The organism is Gallibacterium sp. ZY190522, assembly GCF_054166015.1.
Map to the genome: position 1 here is coordinate 893,308 of NZ_CM135118.1, position 17,456 is coordinate 910,763.

General features: G+C 35.4%; 20 protein-coding genes. 12 read left to right on the forward strand and 8 right to left on the reverse strand.

Annotated features, from left to right (window positions below; translation table 11 throughout):
- Positions 1-33: 33 nt before the first annotated feature.
- The gene (sixA, locus tag ACXPAV_RS04455; protein ID WP_039085776.1) at positions 34-492 is read right to left on the reverse strand and encodes a phosphohistidine phosphatase SixA; all 459 of its coding nucleotides are present in this window, start codon (positions 490-492) and stop codon (positions 34-36) included.
- A 181-nt stretch (positions 493-673) separates the two neighbouring features.
- On the opposite strand from sixA, the gene pyk reads away from it, so the two are divergent.
- Positions 674-2,113 (forward strand): pyruvate kinase, encoded by a 1,440-nt coding sequence (gene pyk, locus ACXPAV_RS04460; protein WP_458004185.1) that lies wholly within the window; start codon positions 674-676, stop codon positions 2,111-2,113.
- A gap of 114 nt (positions 2,114-2,227) precedes the next feature.
- On the opposite strand, the gene ACXPAV_RS04465 is transcribed toward pyk, so the two are convergent.
- The gene (locus tag ACXPAV_RS04465) at positions 2,228-3,082 is read right to left on the reverse strand and encodes a LysR family transcriptional regulator (RefSeq protein ID WP_039154891.1); all 855 of its coding nucleotides are present in this window, start codon (positions 3,080-3,082) and stop codon (positions 2,228-2,230) included.
- A 107-nt stretch (positions 3,083-3,189) separates the two neighbouring features.
- Between ACXPAV_RS04465 and ACXPAV_RS04470 the strand changes: the two genes are divergently transcribed.
- Positions 3,190-3,933 carry a 2OG-Fe dioxygenase family protein gene (locus ACXPAV_RS04470; protein WP_039141000.1) on the forward strand — a complete coding sequence of 248 codons (744 nt, stop codon included), beginning with the start codon at positions 3,190-3,192 and terminating at the stop codon, positions 3,931-3,933.
- Positions 3,934-3,948: 15 nt separating this feature from the next.
- On the forward strand, positions 3,949-4,566 hold the full coding sequence (locus tag ACXPAV_RS04475) for a LysE family translocator (protein ID WP_458004186.1): 618 nt from the start codon (positions 3,949-3,951) through the stop codon (positions 4,564-4,566).
- A 102-nt stretch (positions 4,567-4,668) separates the two neighbouring features.
- Here ACXPAV_RS04475 and dxs read toward each other — a convergent pair whose 3' ends face one another.
- From dxs to xseB, 3 genes are read right to left on the reverse strand one after another with little or no spacing between them, the layout of a single operon-like run.
- Positions 4,669-6,528 carry a 1-deoxy-D-xylulose-5-phosphate synthase gene (gene dxs / locus ACXPAV_RS04480; RefSeq protein WP_458004187.1) on the reverse strand — a complete coding sequence of 620 codons (1,860 nt, stop codon included), beginning with the start codon at positions 6,526-6,528 and terminating at the stop codon, positions 4,669-4,671.
- Between the two features lie 20 nt (positions 6,529-6,548).
- Complete coding sequence (ispA, locus tag ACXPAV_RS04485) at positions 6,549-7,436, reverse strand: (2E,6E)-farnesyl diphosphate synthase (protein WP_458004188.1); 888 nt, start codon at positions 7,434-7,436, stop codon at positions 6,549-6,551.
- Positions 7,437-7,463: 27 nt separating this feature from the next.
- Positions 7,464-7,742, reverse strand: a complete 279-nt coding sequence (gene xseB / locus ACXPAV_RS04490) for an exodeoxyribonuclease VII small subunit (RefSeq protein ID WP_039132888.1) — start codon at positions 7,740-7,742, stop codon at positions 7,464-7,466.
- A gap of 133 nt (positions 7,743-7,875) precedes the next feature.
- Here xseB and thiI point away from each other — a divergent pair, with 133 nt between their 5' ends.
- Entirely contained in the window at positions 7,876-9,333 is a 1,458-nt protein-coding gene (thiI, locus tag ACXPAV_RS04495) for a tRNA uracil 4-sulfurtransferase ThiI (protein WP_039132890.1), read from the forward strand.
- 670 nt (positions 9,334-10,003) lie between these two features.
- Here thiI and ACXPAV_RS04500 read toward each other — a convergent pair.
- From ACXPAV_RS04500 to ACXPAV_RS04510, 3 genes are all read right to left on the reverse strand, one after another.
- Positions 10,004-10,291: a DUF3892 domain-containing protein gene (locus ACXPAV_RS04500; RefSeq protein ID WP_416080958.1), complete on the reverse strand. Its 288-nt coding sequence runs from the start codon at positions 10,289-10,291 to the stop codon at positions 10,004-10,006.
- An 85-nt stretch (positions 10,292-10,376) separates the two neighbouring features.
- Positions 10,377-10,841 carry a hypothetical protein gene (locus ACXPAV_RS04505; RefSeq protein ID WP_416080954.1) on the reverse strand — a complete coding sequence of 155 codons (465 nt, stop codon included), beginning with the start codon at positions 10,839-10,841 and terminating at the stop codon, positions 10,377-10,379.
- Positions 10,838-11,023: a hypothetical protein gene (locus ACXPAV_RS04510; protein ID WP_413189452.1), complete on the reverse strand. Its 186-nt coding sequence runs from the start codon at positions 11,021-11,023 to the stop codon at positions 10,838-10,840. Before ACXPAV_RS04510 ends, ACXPAV_RS04505 begins: the two co-directional genes overlap by 4 nt.
- A 151-nt stretch (positions 11,024-11,174) precedes the next feature.
- Here ACXPAV_RS04510 and ACXPAV_RS04515 point away from each other — a divergent pair, with 151 nt between their 5' ends.
- The 8 genes from ACXPAV_RS04515 to ACXPAV_RS04550 all read left to right on the forward strand — a co-directional run bounded on the left by ACXPAV_RS04515 (position 11,175) and on the right by ACXPAV_RS04550 (position 17,416).
- Complete coding sequence (locus tag ACXPAV_RS04515; RefSeq protein ID WP_423103581.1) at positions 11,175-12,329, forward strand: phage/plasmid replication domain-containing protein; 1,155 nt, start codon at positions 11,175-11,177, stop codon at positions 12,327-12,329.
- Positions 12,330-12,365: 36 nt separating this feature from the next.
- Positions 12,366-12,692, forward strand: a complete 327-nt coding sequence (locus tag ACXPAV_RS04520; RefSeq protein WP_416080952.1) for a DNA-binding protein — start codon at positions 12,366-12,368, stop codon at positions 12,690-12,692.
- An 85-nt stretch (positions 12,693-12,777) separates the two neighbouring features.
- Complete coding sequence (locus ACXPAV_RS04525) at positions 12,778-13,038, forward strand: hypothetical protein (RefSeq protein WP_423103583.1); 261 nt, start codon at positions 12,778-12,780, stop codon at positions 13,036-13,038.
- Between the two features lie 18 nt (positions 13,039-13,056).
- Positions 13,057-13,290 carry a hypothetical protein gene (locus ACXPAV_RS04530; RefSeq protein ID WP_412763441.1) on the forward strand — a complete coding sequence of 78 codons (234 nt, stop codon included), beginning with the start codon at positions 13,057-13,059 and terminating at the stop codon, positions 13,288-13,290.
- 48 nt (positions 13,291-13,338) lie between these two features.
- Entirely contained in the window at positions 13,339-14,955 is a 1,617-nt protein-coding gene (locus tag ACXPAV_RS04535) for a hypothetical protein (RefSeq protein WP_458004189.1), read from the forward strand.
- A 9-nt stretch (positions 14,956-14,964) separates the two neighbouring features.
- Positions 14,965-15,261, forward strand: a complete 297-nt coding sequence (locus ACXPAV_RS04540) for a DUF2523 family protein (RefSeq protein ID WP_423103584.1) — start codon at positions 14,965-14,967, stop codon at positions 15,259-15,261.
- An 8-nt stretch (positions 15,262-15,269) separates the two neighbouring features.
- Positions 15,270-16,295 (forward strand): zonular occludens toxin family protein, encoded by a 1,026-nt coding sequence (locus tag ACXPAV_RS04545; RefSeq protein ID WP_416080948.1) that lies wholly within the window; start codon positions 15,270-15,272, stop codon positions 16,293-16,295.
- A complete protein-coding gene (locus ACXPAV_RS04550; protein WP_458004190.1) occupies positions 16,292-17,416 on the forward strand; it encodes a type II secretion system protein GspD in 1,125 nt (374 codons plus the stop codon). The genes ACXPAV_RS04545 and ACXPAV_RS04550 overlap by 4 nt, the downstream gene beginning before the upstream one ends.
- The last annotated feature ends 40 nt before the right edge of the window (positions 17,417-17,456 follow it).

The following is a 17,456-nucleotide window of genomic DNA, read 5'->3' on the forward strand; positions in this document are numbered from 1 at the left end:
AGAAATGATGGGTGATCAGCCCATCATTTTTGCTTAAATATCTGGTTGTTTAATTTGTAATAGCGTTCCTTTCCCGTTAGTGTAGTTGATCTCAACTAAGGTGGCGGTATGAAAAGCAATTGCTTGGGTCACCCCTAAAGCCTGTACAATGTCATCGACTAACGGCAAATGCGAAATAAGCAACACATTTTTTATGCCGTCTTTAGTTAACGTATCCAAATAATCTGCAACTAGATAAGCATTACCGTAAGGAGTTAAGTTATCCCAGTTTTCCCCATTTTCTGCAATGTTTAATGCTTTACAAACCTGTTGGTATGTTTGCTGTGCACGGAGATAGGGACTGACCAACATAAAATCCGGCTGCCACCCTTGTTGTTGTAACCATTCGCCTTGTTGTTGCGCCTGTTCTTGGCCGCGAGCGGTTAAAGGGCGCTCTCGATCGCTCGCCGCATAAAAAGCAGCTTCGCCGTGACGCATAATAAAGATATGCATAAATTCTCTACCTATATCAAGTGATTAAGAAAAATTTACTTAGCTCGATCTCGCATTACACAAAAAATCAGCGTATAATGCACGACCGTTTTATTATAGGTGTTTGACAAAAAAAGCACCATTCCTCAATAAATTAGTTTTTTATATTTTTAAGTAATGTTGTTATCTTATGGAGCAATTCATGTCTAGAAGACTAAGAAGAACGAAAATTGTTACAACCTTAGGTCCGGCGACTGATAAAGGCAATAATTTAGAAAAAGTTATTGCTGCCGGAGCAAATGTGGTGCGAATGAACTTTTCTCATGGTACTGCAGAAGATCATATTAACCGTGCCGCAAAAGTACGTGAAGTTGCGAAAAAATTGGGAAAACAGGTTGCCATTCTTGGTGATTTACAAGGACCAAAAATTCGAGTTTCTACTTTTAAAGATGGTAAAATCTTTCTAAATGTTGGTGATAAATTTGTACTGGATGCTGAATTACCGAAAGGTGAGGGTACTCAGGAATCTGTTGGCTTAGATTATAAAAATTTACCGAAAGATGTTGTCCCAGGCGATATTTTATTATTGGATGATGGGCGAGTTCAGTTGAAGGTTTTATCAACTGAAGGCGAAAAAGTGTATACTGAAGTAACTGTAGGTGGGCCTCTTTCTAATAATAAAGGCATCAATAAATTAGGTGGTGGATTATCTGCAGATGCACTAACCGAAAAAGATAAAGCGGATATTTTAACTGCTGCAAAAATTGGTGTGGACTATCTAGCAGTTTCATTCCCTCGCTCTGGAGAAGATATTGAATATGCACGTAAATTAGCAATTGAAGCGGGATTAAATGCAAAAATTGTGGCAAAGGTAGAGCGTGCAGAAACAGTTGCAACAGCAGAATCAATTGATGATATTATCAAAGCTTCAGATGTTATTATGGTTGCTCGTGGTGATTTAGGGGTTGAAATAGGTGATCCTGAATTGGTTGGCGTACAGAAAAAATTGATTCGTCGTTCTCGTCAATTAAATAAAGTAGTTATTACTGCGACTCAAATGATGGAATCAATGATCAGTAATCCTATGCCGACTCGTGCAGAAGTAATGGACGTTGCTAATGCAGTATTGGATGGAACCGATGCAGTAATGCTATCTGCAGAAACAGCAGCTGGGCAATACCCATCAGAAACCGTTGCAGCAATGGCTAAGGTATGCCTAGGCGCAGAAAAAATGCCAAGTATTAATGTTTCTCGTCATCGTATGGATGTTGAATTTGGTTCAATTGAAGAAGCAGTTGCTATGTCTGCAATGTACGCAGCAAACCATATGAAAGGAACCGCTGCCATTATTGCAATGACTAGTACAGGACGTACTGCACGCTTAATGTCACGTATCAGTTCCGGTTTGCCTATTTTTGCACTTTCTCGTAACCAAAGTGCATTAAATCTTTGTGCATTATATCGTGGTGTAGTCCCAGTTTATTTTGAAGAGATGAGCCGCACTGTTGAAGGTGCTCAGACTGCGATTAAATTATTGAAAGAGAAAGGATATTTAGTAGCCGGAGATTTAGTATTATTAACGCAAGGCGATGAATTCGTTTCCGGCGGCACCAACACTTGCCGTACTTTGGTTGTTGAGTAATAAGTTCATTAATGAATTAATCCAGTCAAAAACGAAACTTAGTTAATTAAAAGCCGAGTTCTGTATTACACAGAATTCGGCTTTTTGCGTTAATGGTCGGTATTTAATAATTTTTTAACTGTTAGTTTGAGATAGTTGCTCTCTTAACCATTTTAAAAACAACATCTTGCGTTCATCGTTTTCAATAAGATTTTCTGAAAGTAAATAATATGCTGAACCATCCTTTCTGAAACCATATGGTGCGGTGAGAATACCTTGTTCGATTTCATCTTGCACCATCCATTTTGAAGCAATAGCCACACCTAAACCAGCAATAGCTGCTTGAATTGAAAGATAAAAATGCTCAAAAAATTGATGATGTGTACAAGGAAATGATTTTGAACTTATTCGTTGCCAATCTTGCCACGCCTGTGGACGAGTATGCGTATGAATCTGTACTGGTGGGATATTTTTGTTAGTGCAATAGACCATTCCTATTTTTTCATCACAAAGCCATTCTGCTTGTATCTGTTTCCTCCAAGTAAAATCATTGCGTCGAATAGCTACATCTATATTTTGTTTTGAGAAATCAACAGCACCTCCAGCTGCCAAAATAATAATGTTGAAATTTAAATGTCGTGGGAAATGTGTAATACGCGGAATAAGCCATTTCATAGCTAAAGTAGGCTCGCAAGAAACAATTAAATCAGACTTGGAATGTGATTTCAGTTTTATCGTAGTTTGTTGTAATTCATTAAAAATAGAATGGCAAGTTTCGTAAAGAATAACGCCCTCTGATGTGAGTTTTAAATGCCTACCCTCTTTTAAAAAAAGTGGTTTTCCAAAATATTCTTCTAATAATTTAAGCTGTTTGCTTACTGCGCTATGTGTAACGTAGAGTTGTTGTGCAGCCATAGTTAAACTGCCATATTTCCCTACAAGATAGAAAAATTTTAAAGCATTTAAAGGCAATCGTTTTATTTGTTCCATTTTTTTACAAAATATCCAAAAAAGTTTCACTTGTTGCGTCACTTCATATAATGCCAGAATATGACTAAAAATCTAGTAGCCAAAATGACATTAATGGGAGGAAATATATGTATTATCAACTAATTAGCGCGACTAATCCTAGTATTGGAAAATGGCAAAACCAATTAAAAGAACAATCATATCTTTATATTTCTTCTAATGAAGTTCAAAAGGTTATGAGAGATATTTTCCCAGATTATCAACAAGGATTAAGTGATTTTTTACAAAGCTGGTCTAATTTAGCTATAGATAAATTTATGGCAGATGGTGGCACATATAGAGAACGGACTCATGCTGTTTTTTCCTCCTCAGTTAAGAAGAAATTAATAAACAAACTTCCCTATCAGCCTCATTTTCAAACAAAATATTACAACAGTTTAAACGGAGATGTTCCTCGTTATTTTGAAGAAATCCCAGAAAATGTTTTGAACAATAAAGTGTTTTCTGCTCTATTAAAAATGGCACACCTATTATTCTCAGGAATAGATTATAAGAACTATTATATTGAAGCACATCAATTTCGTATTAATGCTAAGGTAGGTATTGAAGGGTTACCGACACCAGAGGGGGTACATCGTGATGGAGTAAGATTCGTAATGATGGTTATGGTTAGTAGAGAAAATATTCAAGGTGGGATTACAACAATTTATGATTTAAACAAAAAAGAACTGTCTCAATTTACATTGAAGAATATTTTAGATATAGCAATAGTGGATGATCAGAAAGTATTTCATGGTGTATCACCTATTTATAAAGAAAACTTAGAAAAAAATTATGCTTATCGCGATGTATTAGTTATCACCTTTAAATAAGGAGCTGGTTAAATTATGCAAGAAATTATTGCTGTTTCTATTATTACTATTCTGGCAGTGATTAGTCCGGGTGGCGATTTTGCAATGGTAACAAGAAACAGTTATCTATATGGCTTGTGGGCAGGGATTTTTACTGCAATAGGTATTGCATCAGCGGTGTGGGTTCACGTTGCTTACACCTTATTGGGTGTGAGTGTTTTATTGCTACAATTTCCTTCACTATTTTATTTGATTAAAGCTTTGGGAGCATGCTATCTCATTGTTATTGGCTATCAAACTTTTCGTCATCAAGCTATAAGTGTTGATGAAGGAAATAAACAACTTACCTTGATGTCAGGTGTAGCGTTTCGCAATGGTTTTGTCAGTAATGCATTAAATCCGAAAACCACGCTGTTTATACTGAGTACCTTCACGCAAATAGTGCAGGCAAATACACCGATAATAGTACAAATAGGATATGGCGCATTTATTTCTTTGTCGCATTTGATTTGGTTTATTTTTGTGGCAAAAGTGCTTTCCAATCCAATGATTCGTGATCGCCTTTTGCGGCGGCAAATCACTGTGAATCGTATTATTGGCACAATTTTGATTTTTCTTGGGATGGTTTTGTTGTTCTCAGTATTAAATCCTTAATACGAAACATTTTTTTAAAACGATTTAATTCGGAAGAGGTGTATCTCTTCCGAATTAAACTGATGATATATCGTAGTAACTAATAGCAACAAGAAAGCGTTTTTATAACTTTGCTAGTTGAGCGTTAATTTTTTGCTCAATGCCATTCGCATCTAATTGTAATAATTCACGAATTTCTTGTTGAGTGCCTTGCGGAATAAAAATATCTGGTAATCCTAATTGCAACACAGGCGGAATATTACCACCAAATTCGGCTAGTACCTCTAAAACCGCAGAACCGGCGCCACCTTGTATCGCATTTTCTTCCAAAGTCACGATTAATGTATATTGATCTTTGATTTTAGCTAAACATTCTTTATCGATAGGCTTAACAAAACGCATATCAATCACGGCATAATCATATTTTTCAGCAACTTGTAATGCCTCCGGCAATAATGTACCGAAATTCAAAATAGCTACTTTTTCACCATTTCTGACTTGATTTGCTTTACCTATTTCTAAAGCGTGTAGCGGTTGTAATTCTGCACCAGTTCCATTGCCACGCGGATAGCGCACAGCGGCAGGTTGTCCACAATGGTATCCGGTGTAGAGCATTTGGCGACATTCATTTTCATCGCTTGGCGTCATTACAATTAAATTTGGAATGCAACGTAAATAGCTTAAATCAAATGCACCTTGATGGGTTTGCCCATCTGCACCGACAATTCCGGCACGGTCGATAGTAAATAAAACAGGTAAATTTTGAATAGCTACATCGTGGATGACTTGGTCATAAGCTCGTTGCAAGAAAGTGGAATAAATTGCTACTACTGGTTTATATCCACCGATAGCTAAACCGGCGGCAAAGGTAACAGCGTGTTGTTCGGCAATAGCCACGTCAAAATATTGATCCGGAAAACGTTGCGAAAATTGCACCATACCTGATCCTTCACGCATTGCCGGTGTAATGCCAATTAATTTCGGATCATTCTCTGCCATTTCACATAACCACTGACCAAAAATGGAAGAGTAGGTTGGATGAGTAGCCTTATTTTTAGGTAGTTCACCGCTAAGTGGATCAAATTTAGGGACGCCGTGAAAACCAATAGGATCTTTTTCTGCCGGAGCATATCCTTTTCCTTTTTTGGTAATAACGTGTAAAAATTGTGGCCCTTTTAAGGTTCTCATATTTTTCAACGTTGAAATCAATTCATCAACATTATGCCCATCAATTGGGCCAATATAATTAAAACCAAGTTCTTCAAATAATGTACCCCCCGGGGAAACAAATCCTTTTACGTGTTCTTCTGTTTTTTTCACAAATTCTTTAATTGGCGGTAAGCTAGAAAGGATTTTTTTGCCACCTTCGCGTAATGAAGAATAAAAAGAGCCAGAGAGTAGGCGAGCAAGATGGTTATTTAATGCGCCAACATTTTCAGAAATAGACATATCGTTATCATTTAAAATCACCAACATATCGGTATGCAAAGCTCCGGCGTGATTCATCGCTTCAAAGGCCATTCCAGCAGTAATTGCTCCATCACCAATCACACAAATCGTTTTTCTTCCTGCATTTTCTCGTTGTGCGGAAATGGCAATCCCTAAACCGGCACTGATTGAAGTGGAAGAATGACCAACACTTAATACATCAAAAGGGCTTTCACTACGCCAAGGAAAAGGGTGCAACCCATCTTTTTGGCGGATAGTTTTCATTTGGTCTCTGCGTCCAGTCAAGATTTTATGTGGGTATGCTTGATGACCAACATCCCAAATTAATTGATCAAATGGTGTATTGAAAACATAATGTAATGCCACTGTAAGTTCTACAGTGCCTAAACCAGATGCGAGATGCCCACTACTTTGGCTGACACTGTCTAAAAGATAAAGGCGAAGTTGCTCACAGAGTTCAGGCAACCGCTCTTTGGGTAATAGTCGTAAATCATCTGGGGAGTTGATTTGTGATAAAAGTGGATAACTTGACATATTATATTAATCCATAAAAATTAGTTTCGCCGTTTTACAATGAACTCTGCCAATGCCATTAGTGCTGAGGTATCAAACTCTAATTCAGATAAAATTGATTTCGCAGAGTCATAAAGTGAATAGGCTTTTTCTTTCGCTTGATCTAAACCAAGCAATAGGGGATAAGTGCTTTTATGTGCCTTCAAATCTGAACCAGCATTTTTTCCAATCTCTTCATTACTGGAAGTAATATCTAAGATATCATCCTGTACTTGGAATGCTAAACCAATCGCAGTAGAAAATGAAATAAGTTTTTGTTTAATTTGTTCATTTTGATAATAGGGAGAGGCATAAAATCCTAGTAAAACGGCAGCAGTAATTAATGCACCCGTTTTATTTTTATGAATTCGCTCTAACTCTATTAGATCAATCTGTTTATTTTCTGAGATTAAATCTAAACTTTGTCCTAAACACATCCCCTCTGCTCCTGATGCATTGGCTAATAACCGAAATTGTAAAATTTTTTGTCGGTCTGGTATAGGAGATTCTGCTAACAGTTCAAAAGCATAACTTTGTAATGCATCACCTGAAAGAATTGCTGTTGCCTCATCAAATGCAATATGACAAGTTGGTTTGTTACGACGTAACGAGTCATTATCCATTGCGGGTAGGTCATCGTGAATAAGAGAGTAGCAGTGAATACATTCGATTGCACCAGCAATATGATCTAACTTTGTTAAATCAACACCTAGCATTCTTCCGGTGGCGTAAACAAGAAAAGGACGGATTCGTTTGCCACCTAGCAATAAACTATAACGCATTGCATCTGCTAAAGGTGCTGGGGAACTTTCCAGTCGTGCTAAATGTTCTTGTAGGAATTGATTATTGCGTTGTTGTAAGGCAATTAAATCCTCAGAAAATTGATACATAAAAGATCCATCCTAATAAGATTTTTTTCAAAAGTTTTCCTCATCATCATCTTTTTTAATCTCTTCAGAAGATAATGATGCTGAGAAATTGGTTAATGGAGCAGAGCTATTTTTTTCCAATAAAATTTGTATTCGTTGTTCAGCATTCGACAACTTTTCTTGAGCCTGTTTTGCTAACTTAATACCTTGTTCAAATTGGGATAGAGCTTCTTCTAAGGGTAAATCACCCTGTTCCAAACAATGGACAACATTTTCCAACTCTATCATAGTATTTTCAAAATTTAATGATTGTGCTTTTTTTGCCATAACGATGATAGTACCTAATCTATTCAAACGGTTGTTATTGTACCTAATTTCCTTATAAATGAGGTGTATTTTTTACGCTTATTCGATTTTTCGTGTAGAATATGCGCTTATTTTTATAATCCAATGAAACAATATGAAATTTATTATTAAACTTTTTCCGGAAATCATGATTAAAAGTGATTCCGTACGTAAGCGCTTTATAAAAATTTTAACAGGAAATATCCGTAATGTTCTGAATAAATATGATGATCAGGTTGCTGTAATTAAGCATTGGGATTATATAGAAGTTAGAACAAAGGATAATTCTAAATATCCTCTATTGGCAGAGTTGCTACAACGAATTCCGGGAATTCATCATTTTTTACAAGTTGAAGAGAAGCCATTCTCTACATTGCAAGATATTTTTCAGATTGTGTATGAAGATATCGGGAATAAATTGGAAAACAAAACTTTTTGCGTTCGTGTAAAACGTAAAGGGAAGCACGAATTCACCTCTTTAGATGCAGAGCGTTATATCGGGGGAGGTCTGAATCAACATATTGCATCTGCAAAAGTACAGCTTATACATCCGGACGTAACGGTGAGAATTGAAATTGATAATGATCACGTTATGTTGATCAAAGGGCGTATAGAAGGAATTGGAGGTTATCCGATAGGAACACAAGAAGATGTCTTATCATTGATTTCAGGCGGTTTTGATTCCGGTGTTTCTAGTTATATGTTATTACGACGTGGTTGTCGTGTACATTACTGTTTTTTTAATTTAGGTGGTGCGGCTCACGAAATCGGTGTAAAACAGATGGCATATCATATTTGGAATCGTTACGGTAGTTCGCATAAAGTCCGTTTTGTTGCGATTAATTTTGAAAAAGTTGTGGCTGAAATCTTAGAAAAAATTGATAACGGTCAGATGGGCGTAGTACTGAAAAGGATGATGGTTAGAGCTGCAAGTAAAGTTGCAAACCGTTTTCAAATTCAGGCAATTGTGACCGGAGAAGCATTAGGTCAGGTTTCTAGTCAGACTTTGACTAATTTGCGATTAATTGATGAAGCGGCAGATTGTTTGGTGCTGCGTCCTTTAATTTCTAGCGATAAAGAACAAATCATTGAAATGGCAAAACAAATCGGTACGGATGATATTGCAAAATCTATGCCGGAATTTTGTGGTGTAATTTCTAAGAATCCTACCGTAAAAGCAATTAAAGAAAAAATTGAACTCGAAGAAGCTAATTTTGACTTCTCTTTGTTGGAAGATGCTGTGTGGAACGCACAATATTTGGATATTAGACAGATCGCCGAACAAACAGAAAGGGAAGTTCCTGAGGTTGAAATGGTATCTGTGTTACAGGGTAATGACGTCATTATTGATATTAGAAGTCCGGAAGAACACGAGGAGTATCCATTACAGCTGAATAACCAAACCATTCTTCATATTCCATTTTATAAATTGTCAACTCAATTTCCATCATTAGATCAAAATAAGCAATATTTTCTATATTGTGAACGAGGTGTAATGAGTCGTCTTCAAGCGTTATATTTAAAAGAGCAGGGATTTAAAAATATTAGCGTATTTAGAAAAGCTAAAAGCTAGCCACAATAAAAAATGATTTTTTGTCAGAAATAAAAAAATGATTTGCACCCTAAGTCGGACTTATCATCTAACTTAGGGTGCAAATTTTTTACGGTCAAATATAGCCAAATCTTCAAACAACGAGCCGTTGTTTTCTATTTTTACAAAATATTGAGATATAAAATTATGGTAATTATACTTATTAAATTAAAGAAATTTCAATAATTTAACATAAAATACGTATTTTTAAACCTTGTTTCTTTATAAATATAATGATTTTTCGGATTATGTTACAATTCGCAGCGCGGTATAATGGCGCAGCACCGCGCAAGAATTTACACATAATCCGCTATTATGCGAAATTAACCAATTGATTTTATGGCAGATATTACATTAAAAGACATAACGCCGATACATTTTCTGAATGCGATTAGATTGTTAAAAACGGATGATTACCGGGTTTATTGTACGATTGATACTATTGAGATTAGGTTTGAGTCTAAGCGATTTTACACAAGATAAGAAAGCGATCTTCGCTTCGATTTATGTGAACATTTGGCTGTATTTTTGACTGAACTTAAAAATTCAAGTGTGCCAATAGATAAGGATGATTTCATTAAGGCGTTTAGTCCTATTTCTTCAAAAAGGGCATTTTTCAGAAGAAAATAGCCGGTAATTTTCCGGCTATTTGTTAAAATTCAGGTAAATTTTCTAAATTATCAGATCTTCTACCATTTCCTGCGGTTGTGATGAATTCATCATCATAGAGAACTACGTCATCTCCAGTAACCCATTTATCATTTTTTTGAATACGTGTTTTTATGGATAGCTTTTCTGTCTTTAGTAACGCCACTATCAGTTTTCTAGATACATTTAATTTTTGAGATAAATCTGTAGTAAATGCAATTTTAACTTGGCTGATAGCATTGCCATCTTCATCATATTTAACTTTATAAATATAGATATCTGCTTTATTCATTTCTTTCTCCTTTGGTTGTTTTTCACTCAAAAAAGTTCGGGAGTTCTGTTACACCCGAACTTTGGTGCAATATTCTGCACTTTTATTATTTTGAATGGTAGCCATTTTGTAAATTTAACCACTCTTTTAAAAGTTGATTGCTATCTAGAATAGCGTTGATATAGTCTTCATCTTCATAATCTGCTGTCGCTAATAAATAGTTATCAATAATCAATTTTACCTGTTTTTGGTAGATCTCTTTATCTGTATAGATGTCATAAGTCCCCATTCTAGATATACCAACATTTAGGCTAATGAGTTCGAAGTATTCTCTAGCCATTTTTCTAAATAGCGTGATCTTTTCTTCATCACATTGATTTTCAGGTATTTCAAAAAAAATATGTTGCTCGAATGCTAGCGTATGTGGAATAGGAAAATCTAATGTAATATGTGTTTGTTCAGGTATAGAAAATCCTGCATTTCCTAATTCAGTAATAATTGTTTTGTTGATGAGCTCAATATTCTTTTTACTGAGTTGTCTTGTGTCATAAGACAGTCTGAAATACTTCATTTATTTTCCTTTTTGTTTGCAAAATTTATGTAGTCGTCTTCTGTGATATTTTCTAGACCTTTTTTAATCAGAATTTTGAGGATTTCTGTATCTTTGATACTCATTTTTGTTAAAACAACAGCTTTGACATGTTCTTCTTGTACTTTTTTCCAAGTCAAATCGTCGATATGTTTAGTTGGCATTACTTTATCCTTTACATTCAATCTTGAAAAAATCATATCATTTCTTAGAAAAAAAGAAATTATTTTATTGACATCTAAGAAATGAGATTATTATAATTGATTAAATTCTAATTTCTTAGAAAAAAAGTTTTTCTTTGTTTGTGGGTCTTTTATGGATTTCTTTATTGACTGGTTAGAGATAGAGCAGGATTTCGGAATTGATATTCCGAATGCAGTCCTTTGTTCTATTTTTGATTTTGGGATGATTGGAATTCATTTGGACACTGGGGAAATGCAAACTGGCGTGAGAACTGGTACATATCATCATAAAGGCAGTTATTGCGACCAAGTTAGCATAAAAATATCAGGCTCTGTTATTCGTATGTCAGGTAATCCAAGTCGTTGGAATAGACTTGAAAATCTTTTTGGTTTTGACAGCATAGACAGTTGTGTCGCTTGCTTTAATTCAATTTTATATTCTCTTCGCTTACCTCAATTTACTCGTTGTACTGAAGTTTTTTATCGACAAGGAGAGGATGGTTCAAAAGTCTCAAAATTTTCTAATGGTGCGATTATTAAACGGCTTGATATTACAACAAATAAGGCCGTAGGCCAGGGAAACGAACGTATATTTTTAAAAGCACTTTCTCAAATGCGTTATCGTAACTCTATTGGTCGTTTGCATACTAACGGTTGCACTGTAGATTGGTTGAGTGCAAAAGGTTCAGCAAATCTTATTTATCCAAGTTGTTATATCAAACACGAAGAGTTACGGCTTCATTCTTACGACAAAATAAAAAATAAATTTGGTGAAAACTCTTGTGAATTCAAGTACTACAAGGGTGTTTATGAGTATTGTGAAAAAAATGGTGTAGTACGTTTTGAGCAAAAACTGAAATCAAGGTATTTACAGCGTGAAAATTTATGTTATTGGGGTTTGAGTGATTTTACGTTTTTAGAAAACTTACAGGCGGATTTTGTGAATATGTATAAAAAGTTAAGTGTAAGCAAATATGATTTAGAAACCATAGCTGAACAATTAGTTTCTCAAGGTGTTGTTGATACTTTAAGAAAAGCGACAACATCAGCTTACTATGCGATGTTATGGGCAAGTGGAAAAGAGTTAGGCTTAAGAAATCGCCAATATAAAACCCATAGAGCAAGACTTAGAAAAATCGGGATTGATATTGCAAATCCTTGTGATGTTGAAAAATTTCAGGCGGTTCGGGTTGTATCTTGCGATCATATTTTTGTACTTCCATTTAAAGCACCTGATTTTTATCAATTCCCGAGCAATGCTCCAGCAAATTTACGTTTAGTTGCTTAATCAATATTTATCAATCTACTAACCAGGAGAACAATTATGAGAACAGGCTTTTATATCGTTGGCATTTTAAAAGGCTATAAATCTTCATCATTCACTAATCGTGAAACAGGCGAGGTTAAAGAACGCCATAATATGGGTATTCAATTGCAAGAACCAGATGGTTATGGTGGTTATAACACATCAATTCAAGAAATAAAAATTGATGATCGTTCAATAAATACTGCTTTAAAAAGCACTATTGAGCGGTTAAAGGACAAAATGGTTATGGTGCTTGTTTATCCAAGAGAGTGGGCTATGGAAAACGGTCGCAAAGGCATTACTTATAACTTTGATGAAAATTCAATCATTGAAGAGTTGAAGTAATGCGTGAATTTATTCAAATGACTGGAGCGAGTTTTATAGGCTGTAGCTTTGCTCTTACTCTATTTTATTTACTGGTATTTCATTTATGAATAATGAAATAGAGATTACAACCAAATTCTGTCATCCCTATATGAATTTCGGGGGAGAAGATGGCTGTAGTGATGTAGTTTTGAAAGTTCCACAATCAGAGGCGGTCAAACTTCAAATTGTGGAGCATTCAAAGGGCGAAACAGCAGGGATTGAGTATTATCCTGAATTCTTTGCTGTTTCATTTTCAATCACTTTGCTTTTTTGGCTTGTTGCTAAATTCGGTTGGATGATTATAGAAACAATCAAAAGAGCATAGTTAAAGAAGGAAAACATTATGTTGAAATTTTTGAAAAAGACAAGTGGAAAAGTTGCTGTTGCAACAGCCGGTTTATTAGCCTCTACAATGGCATTGGCTGAAACACAAGCAGTTGATTACACGGCTTTAACCTCCAAAATTGACTTCAGCGGAGCAATTACGGCGGTATTAGGTGTAATTGCCTTAGTTGTTGGAGCATTAGTCGCTTGGAAAGGTGGGCAATGGATTGTAAAAGCGGTGCGTTCTGCTTAATCAATAGAGGGGGACATGAGTCCCCTTTTTCTTAGGAGGAATTATGACGTGGCAAATTGTCTTTTTTGTATGGGGGTTATTATGCGCTTGGGCGGTCATTCGTGGTATAGACGGTTAATAATTTGTTTCATTATTTCGCAATTTTTACATGTACAAGTTGCACACTCATTTGCACCTATTCTAGGAAGAGCGGTTTTAACAAGGGTTTTAGGGAATGTTGTTGCTCGGAGAGCTGCTGTTAGTGTTGCAGCTAATGATGCTTCAATCGTTGCATTACGCACAATGCAAACATATAGAGTATTAGGTACGGTAGCCGCAAATGATGCCCGATTCGCTTTAACTGCTAAGTCAACCTTACGGCATGTGAAAGATATTTCGTGGGTTTCACTCGCATTGAATAGTGGGGTAATTACTTTATCCGATTTAAATGTTGAGGGAAATGATAAAGTGTCTGTTACTTTTGAACCTAGTGCAGTTAAGTTAGCTGATGGGCGTTATGCAATTCAAGTTAATGGGGAAACAAAAATTGTTAATGCTAACCCAAGTAAAAATGATCCTGTGATTTATCAATATTCTAAAGAGAAAAAACAAATTCCAGATGAATTAAGTGAAGTTTATAAATCAGATACATTAGATAATCGCTATAAATATTTTGATGAGTTAAGAACAGGGGAGTATGCCCAATCAAATTCACTTGAAAAATTAGCTGAATATATATCTCAAGAAGAATGGGGAGGAAAAGGGGAAGAAAGTTATCTTAGCGTTAATATTGATGGAAAAGAACACCAATATTTGTATTCTAAAACAACTGTAGAAAATCGTTATTTAAGACATCAACAGATCGGCGATAGAATTTATCCCACAGTGCGGCAAACTTTTACCGAGAAGCAATTAAGATATGATTTTAATCCCATGCTTTCCGGATATACCGGAGAGAATACGGTTTATTCTTTTAACCCACCTAAAGAAAGTGATTATCAGATTTCTACACGCACAACAACCGTGAGCTATATCAATTTTGAAATCAATCCAAATTGGGTTGTGGATAATATTCAAACAACATCACAAGAACAACAATTAGGCTCAATCGCTGATTTGGATTTGGGATTATATACTCAGCCATTGACAGCGACGCAACTCGCTCAATTATTTAATGCTTTAATGATGTCAGCTGCTTCTCAAGCTGATTATGAAGGCATCCCATTTACTTCAACAAATCCGATTACAGCAAGCGAGGTAAATGCAGTTTTAACAGAGTTAGGCATTAGCCCAACTTATGCTGATTTATTTACTAAGGCTGGAACAGGCGATAAATTAGAATTTGATTACAATGTATCACCATCACCTAATCCAACTCCAAATCCTCGCCCTAATGACGGCAAATTTGATGAAGATATTGATATGTCAGAATTAGAGTATCCAGAATTAGAATCACCGACAGCACGACAAATTCTAGAACCATTAAAACAATTTTTCCCTGAATTCCAAAAATTACATATTCAAGAAAAAGGGGCTAGTTGTCCGACATGGTCATTTGATGCATTAAATACAACCTATACTATAGATGGGCATTGTACCTTACTGGAGAAAAATCGTAATTTGTTTTCATCAGTATTTGTATTGATTTGGTCAATTATTGCAGTGAGACGGTTATTAAGTGCATAGGAGAAGAATATGGGAAGTCTTATTTTACGTTTGTTAAGTGGGTTATTAGGCTTTGTATTTAAAGGTGTTGTTGCTAAGTTCTTTGTATTTTTTGCTTTATTTTATGTAACGACAGAATTTGTACCGGAAATTATTAACTTATTTGTTCCGCAGGAATTAAACGTTAATTTTCAAACACTATTTAATTATTTACCTAATGATGTTTGGTATTTTTTAGAATTATTTAAAGTGCCTTTTGGTATATCTTTATATCTATCCGCTATGGTTGCTCGTTTCATTATTAGACGTATTCCAATAATAGGTTAGGGGAGATTATGGCAATTTTAGCATATGTCGGTATTCCTGGAAGCGGTAAGTCTTATGAAGTGGTCAGTTCAGTTATTCTTGAGCATTTTAGAAAAGGTCGCCGTATTGTCAGCAATATTGAAGGGGTAACACAGGAAAAACTGACCCATTACTGTATTAAAAAAGGTGATAAAGAGAGTAATTTAGGTGAATTTATCAGTGTCACGGATGAAATTTGCCAACAACCTGATTTTTTTCCTTATAAAGGTGCAAGTGAAACGGTTTGTTGTGCAGGAGATTTAATTTGTCTTGATGAAGTCTGGCGTATTTTCCCAAGCGATAAAATTCACGAAAATCACCGCTCTTTTTTAGCTGAACATCGCCATTTTACGCATGAAATAACAGGTGAATGCTGTGATTTGGTTGTTATCAATCAATCTATTTCTCAATTACCCCGATTTATTAAAGATCGAATTGAAATGACCTACCAAATGTCAAAATTGACTGCATTAGGTATGTCAAATCGCTATCGGGTTGATATTTTTACAGGGGCAAAAACCACAAAGACGAATAAAACACTTCAACTACAACGTAAATATGATAAAGAAATTTTTCAGTTGTACAAAAGCTATGACGGTGAAAATGGAAAAGAGAATGTAGTTGATGGTCGGGGCAATATTTTAAAATCCTTTCAGTTCAAAGCAATGATTGCTCTTGTTCTCATATTATGTATTGTTGGTATTTATGCATTTAAATCTTTTTTCCCAAGTGAACAAGAAATTTCATCGCCACCGATACAGGAAGGGAAATCGGTAACCTCATCACAAGATAAAGTGCTAATCCCGTCCTTTTCTCCACCTATTCAGCTCAAATTATCTGATAAATGGCGAATAACAGGAGAGTTAACCAAGAATGGCAATGCTTTTGTTATTCTTGCCGATAATCAAGGAAATCTACGGTTAGAGCCTCGAAGTCAATTTCAGTTTAGCGGTCGAATGTTGCAAGGAGAAATTGATAACCAAACAGTTAATTATTATTCGGGAGTAGAAAAATGAAAAAATATTTATGGGCAATGTTGCTATTACCCTTTGGTGTTTGTGCAAAACATGTAGATTTTAAACTGGAAGCCGTCCCATTACCTAAAGCAATATCAATGATTTATGATGAGGTTTTGGAAAAGCCTTATATGCTTGATCCTAAATTGGCTGGAGATACAAGATTAATTAGCTTTCATACGACTGAAAAACAAGACTTTAACCAGTTCATTGAACGCTATTTTGATAATATGAATATCAAAGTTTATGAGAAAAAAGGCGTGGTTTATATTGCCCATGTTGAGCCAAAACCTGCAAAAATAGTTAAGAAGAGTTTTGTTTATAATCCTATTCATCGTGATACTGAATATTTAGCTCAATTTGTTCAAGGAGAGGGGGTAGTTTCAGCCAGTGGCGATAAACTCGTTTTTTACGGCACAAATGAAGAGATAGCAAGAGCAAAAAGTGTATTAAAATCTGTTGATACAAAGTCTAAAGAGGTTGTTGTAACAGGTTATGTTTTTGAAGTACAAGATATTGAAAAAGAGGGAAGCGGCATTAATTTATTGGCGAAATTGTTATCGGGTAAACTTGGTATTAACATTGGCTATAAACAAAACTATGAAAATTTTATCACTGTCAATGCCGGTAATTTAGATGCAATGATAGAATTATTTCGCACAGATAGCCGTTTTCAAGTAGTGAGTAGCCCGACCTTAAGGGTTAAATCAGGCTCAAAAGGGAATTTCTCTGCGGGGTCTGATGTACCCGTTTTATCTAATCTCACTTATCAAGATGGAAGACCTATTCAAGCCATAGAATACCGTTCTTCTGGTGTTATCTTTGATATTCAACCAACCATCAAGAATCAAGCCATTGATTTGAAAATTCAGCAACAACTATCAAATTTTGTTAAAACTGATACAGGCGTCAATCAATCTCCAACCTTGATAAAACGAGATATTATTACCGATGTTACAGTAAAAAATGGTGATGTGATTGTTCTCGGCGGACTTGCTGAAAATAAACTAACAGAGGGGGAGACAGGATTTTCATTTCTGCCAAAAGGTTGGCTAACAGGGAAGTCGAAATCAAATACAAAGACAGATATTATTGTTCTTTTGCAGATAAAAGAAATTTAAACGAAAATAAATAGCCATCCCCGCAAGAATGAGGAGATGG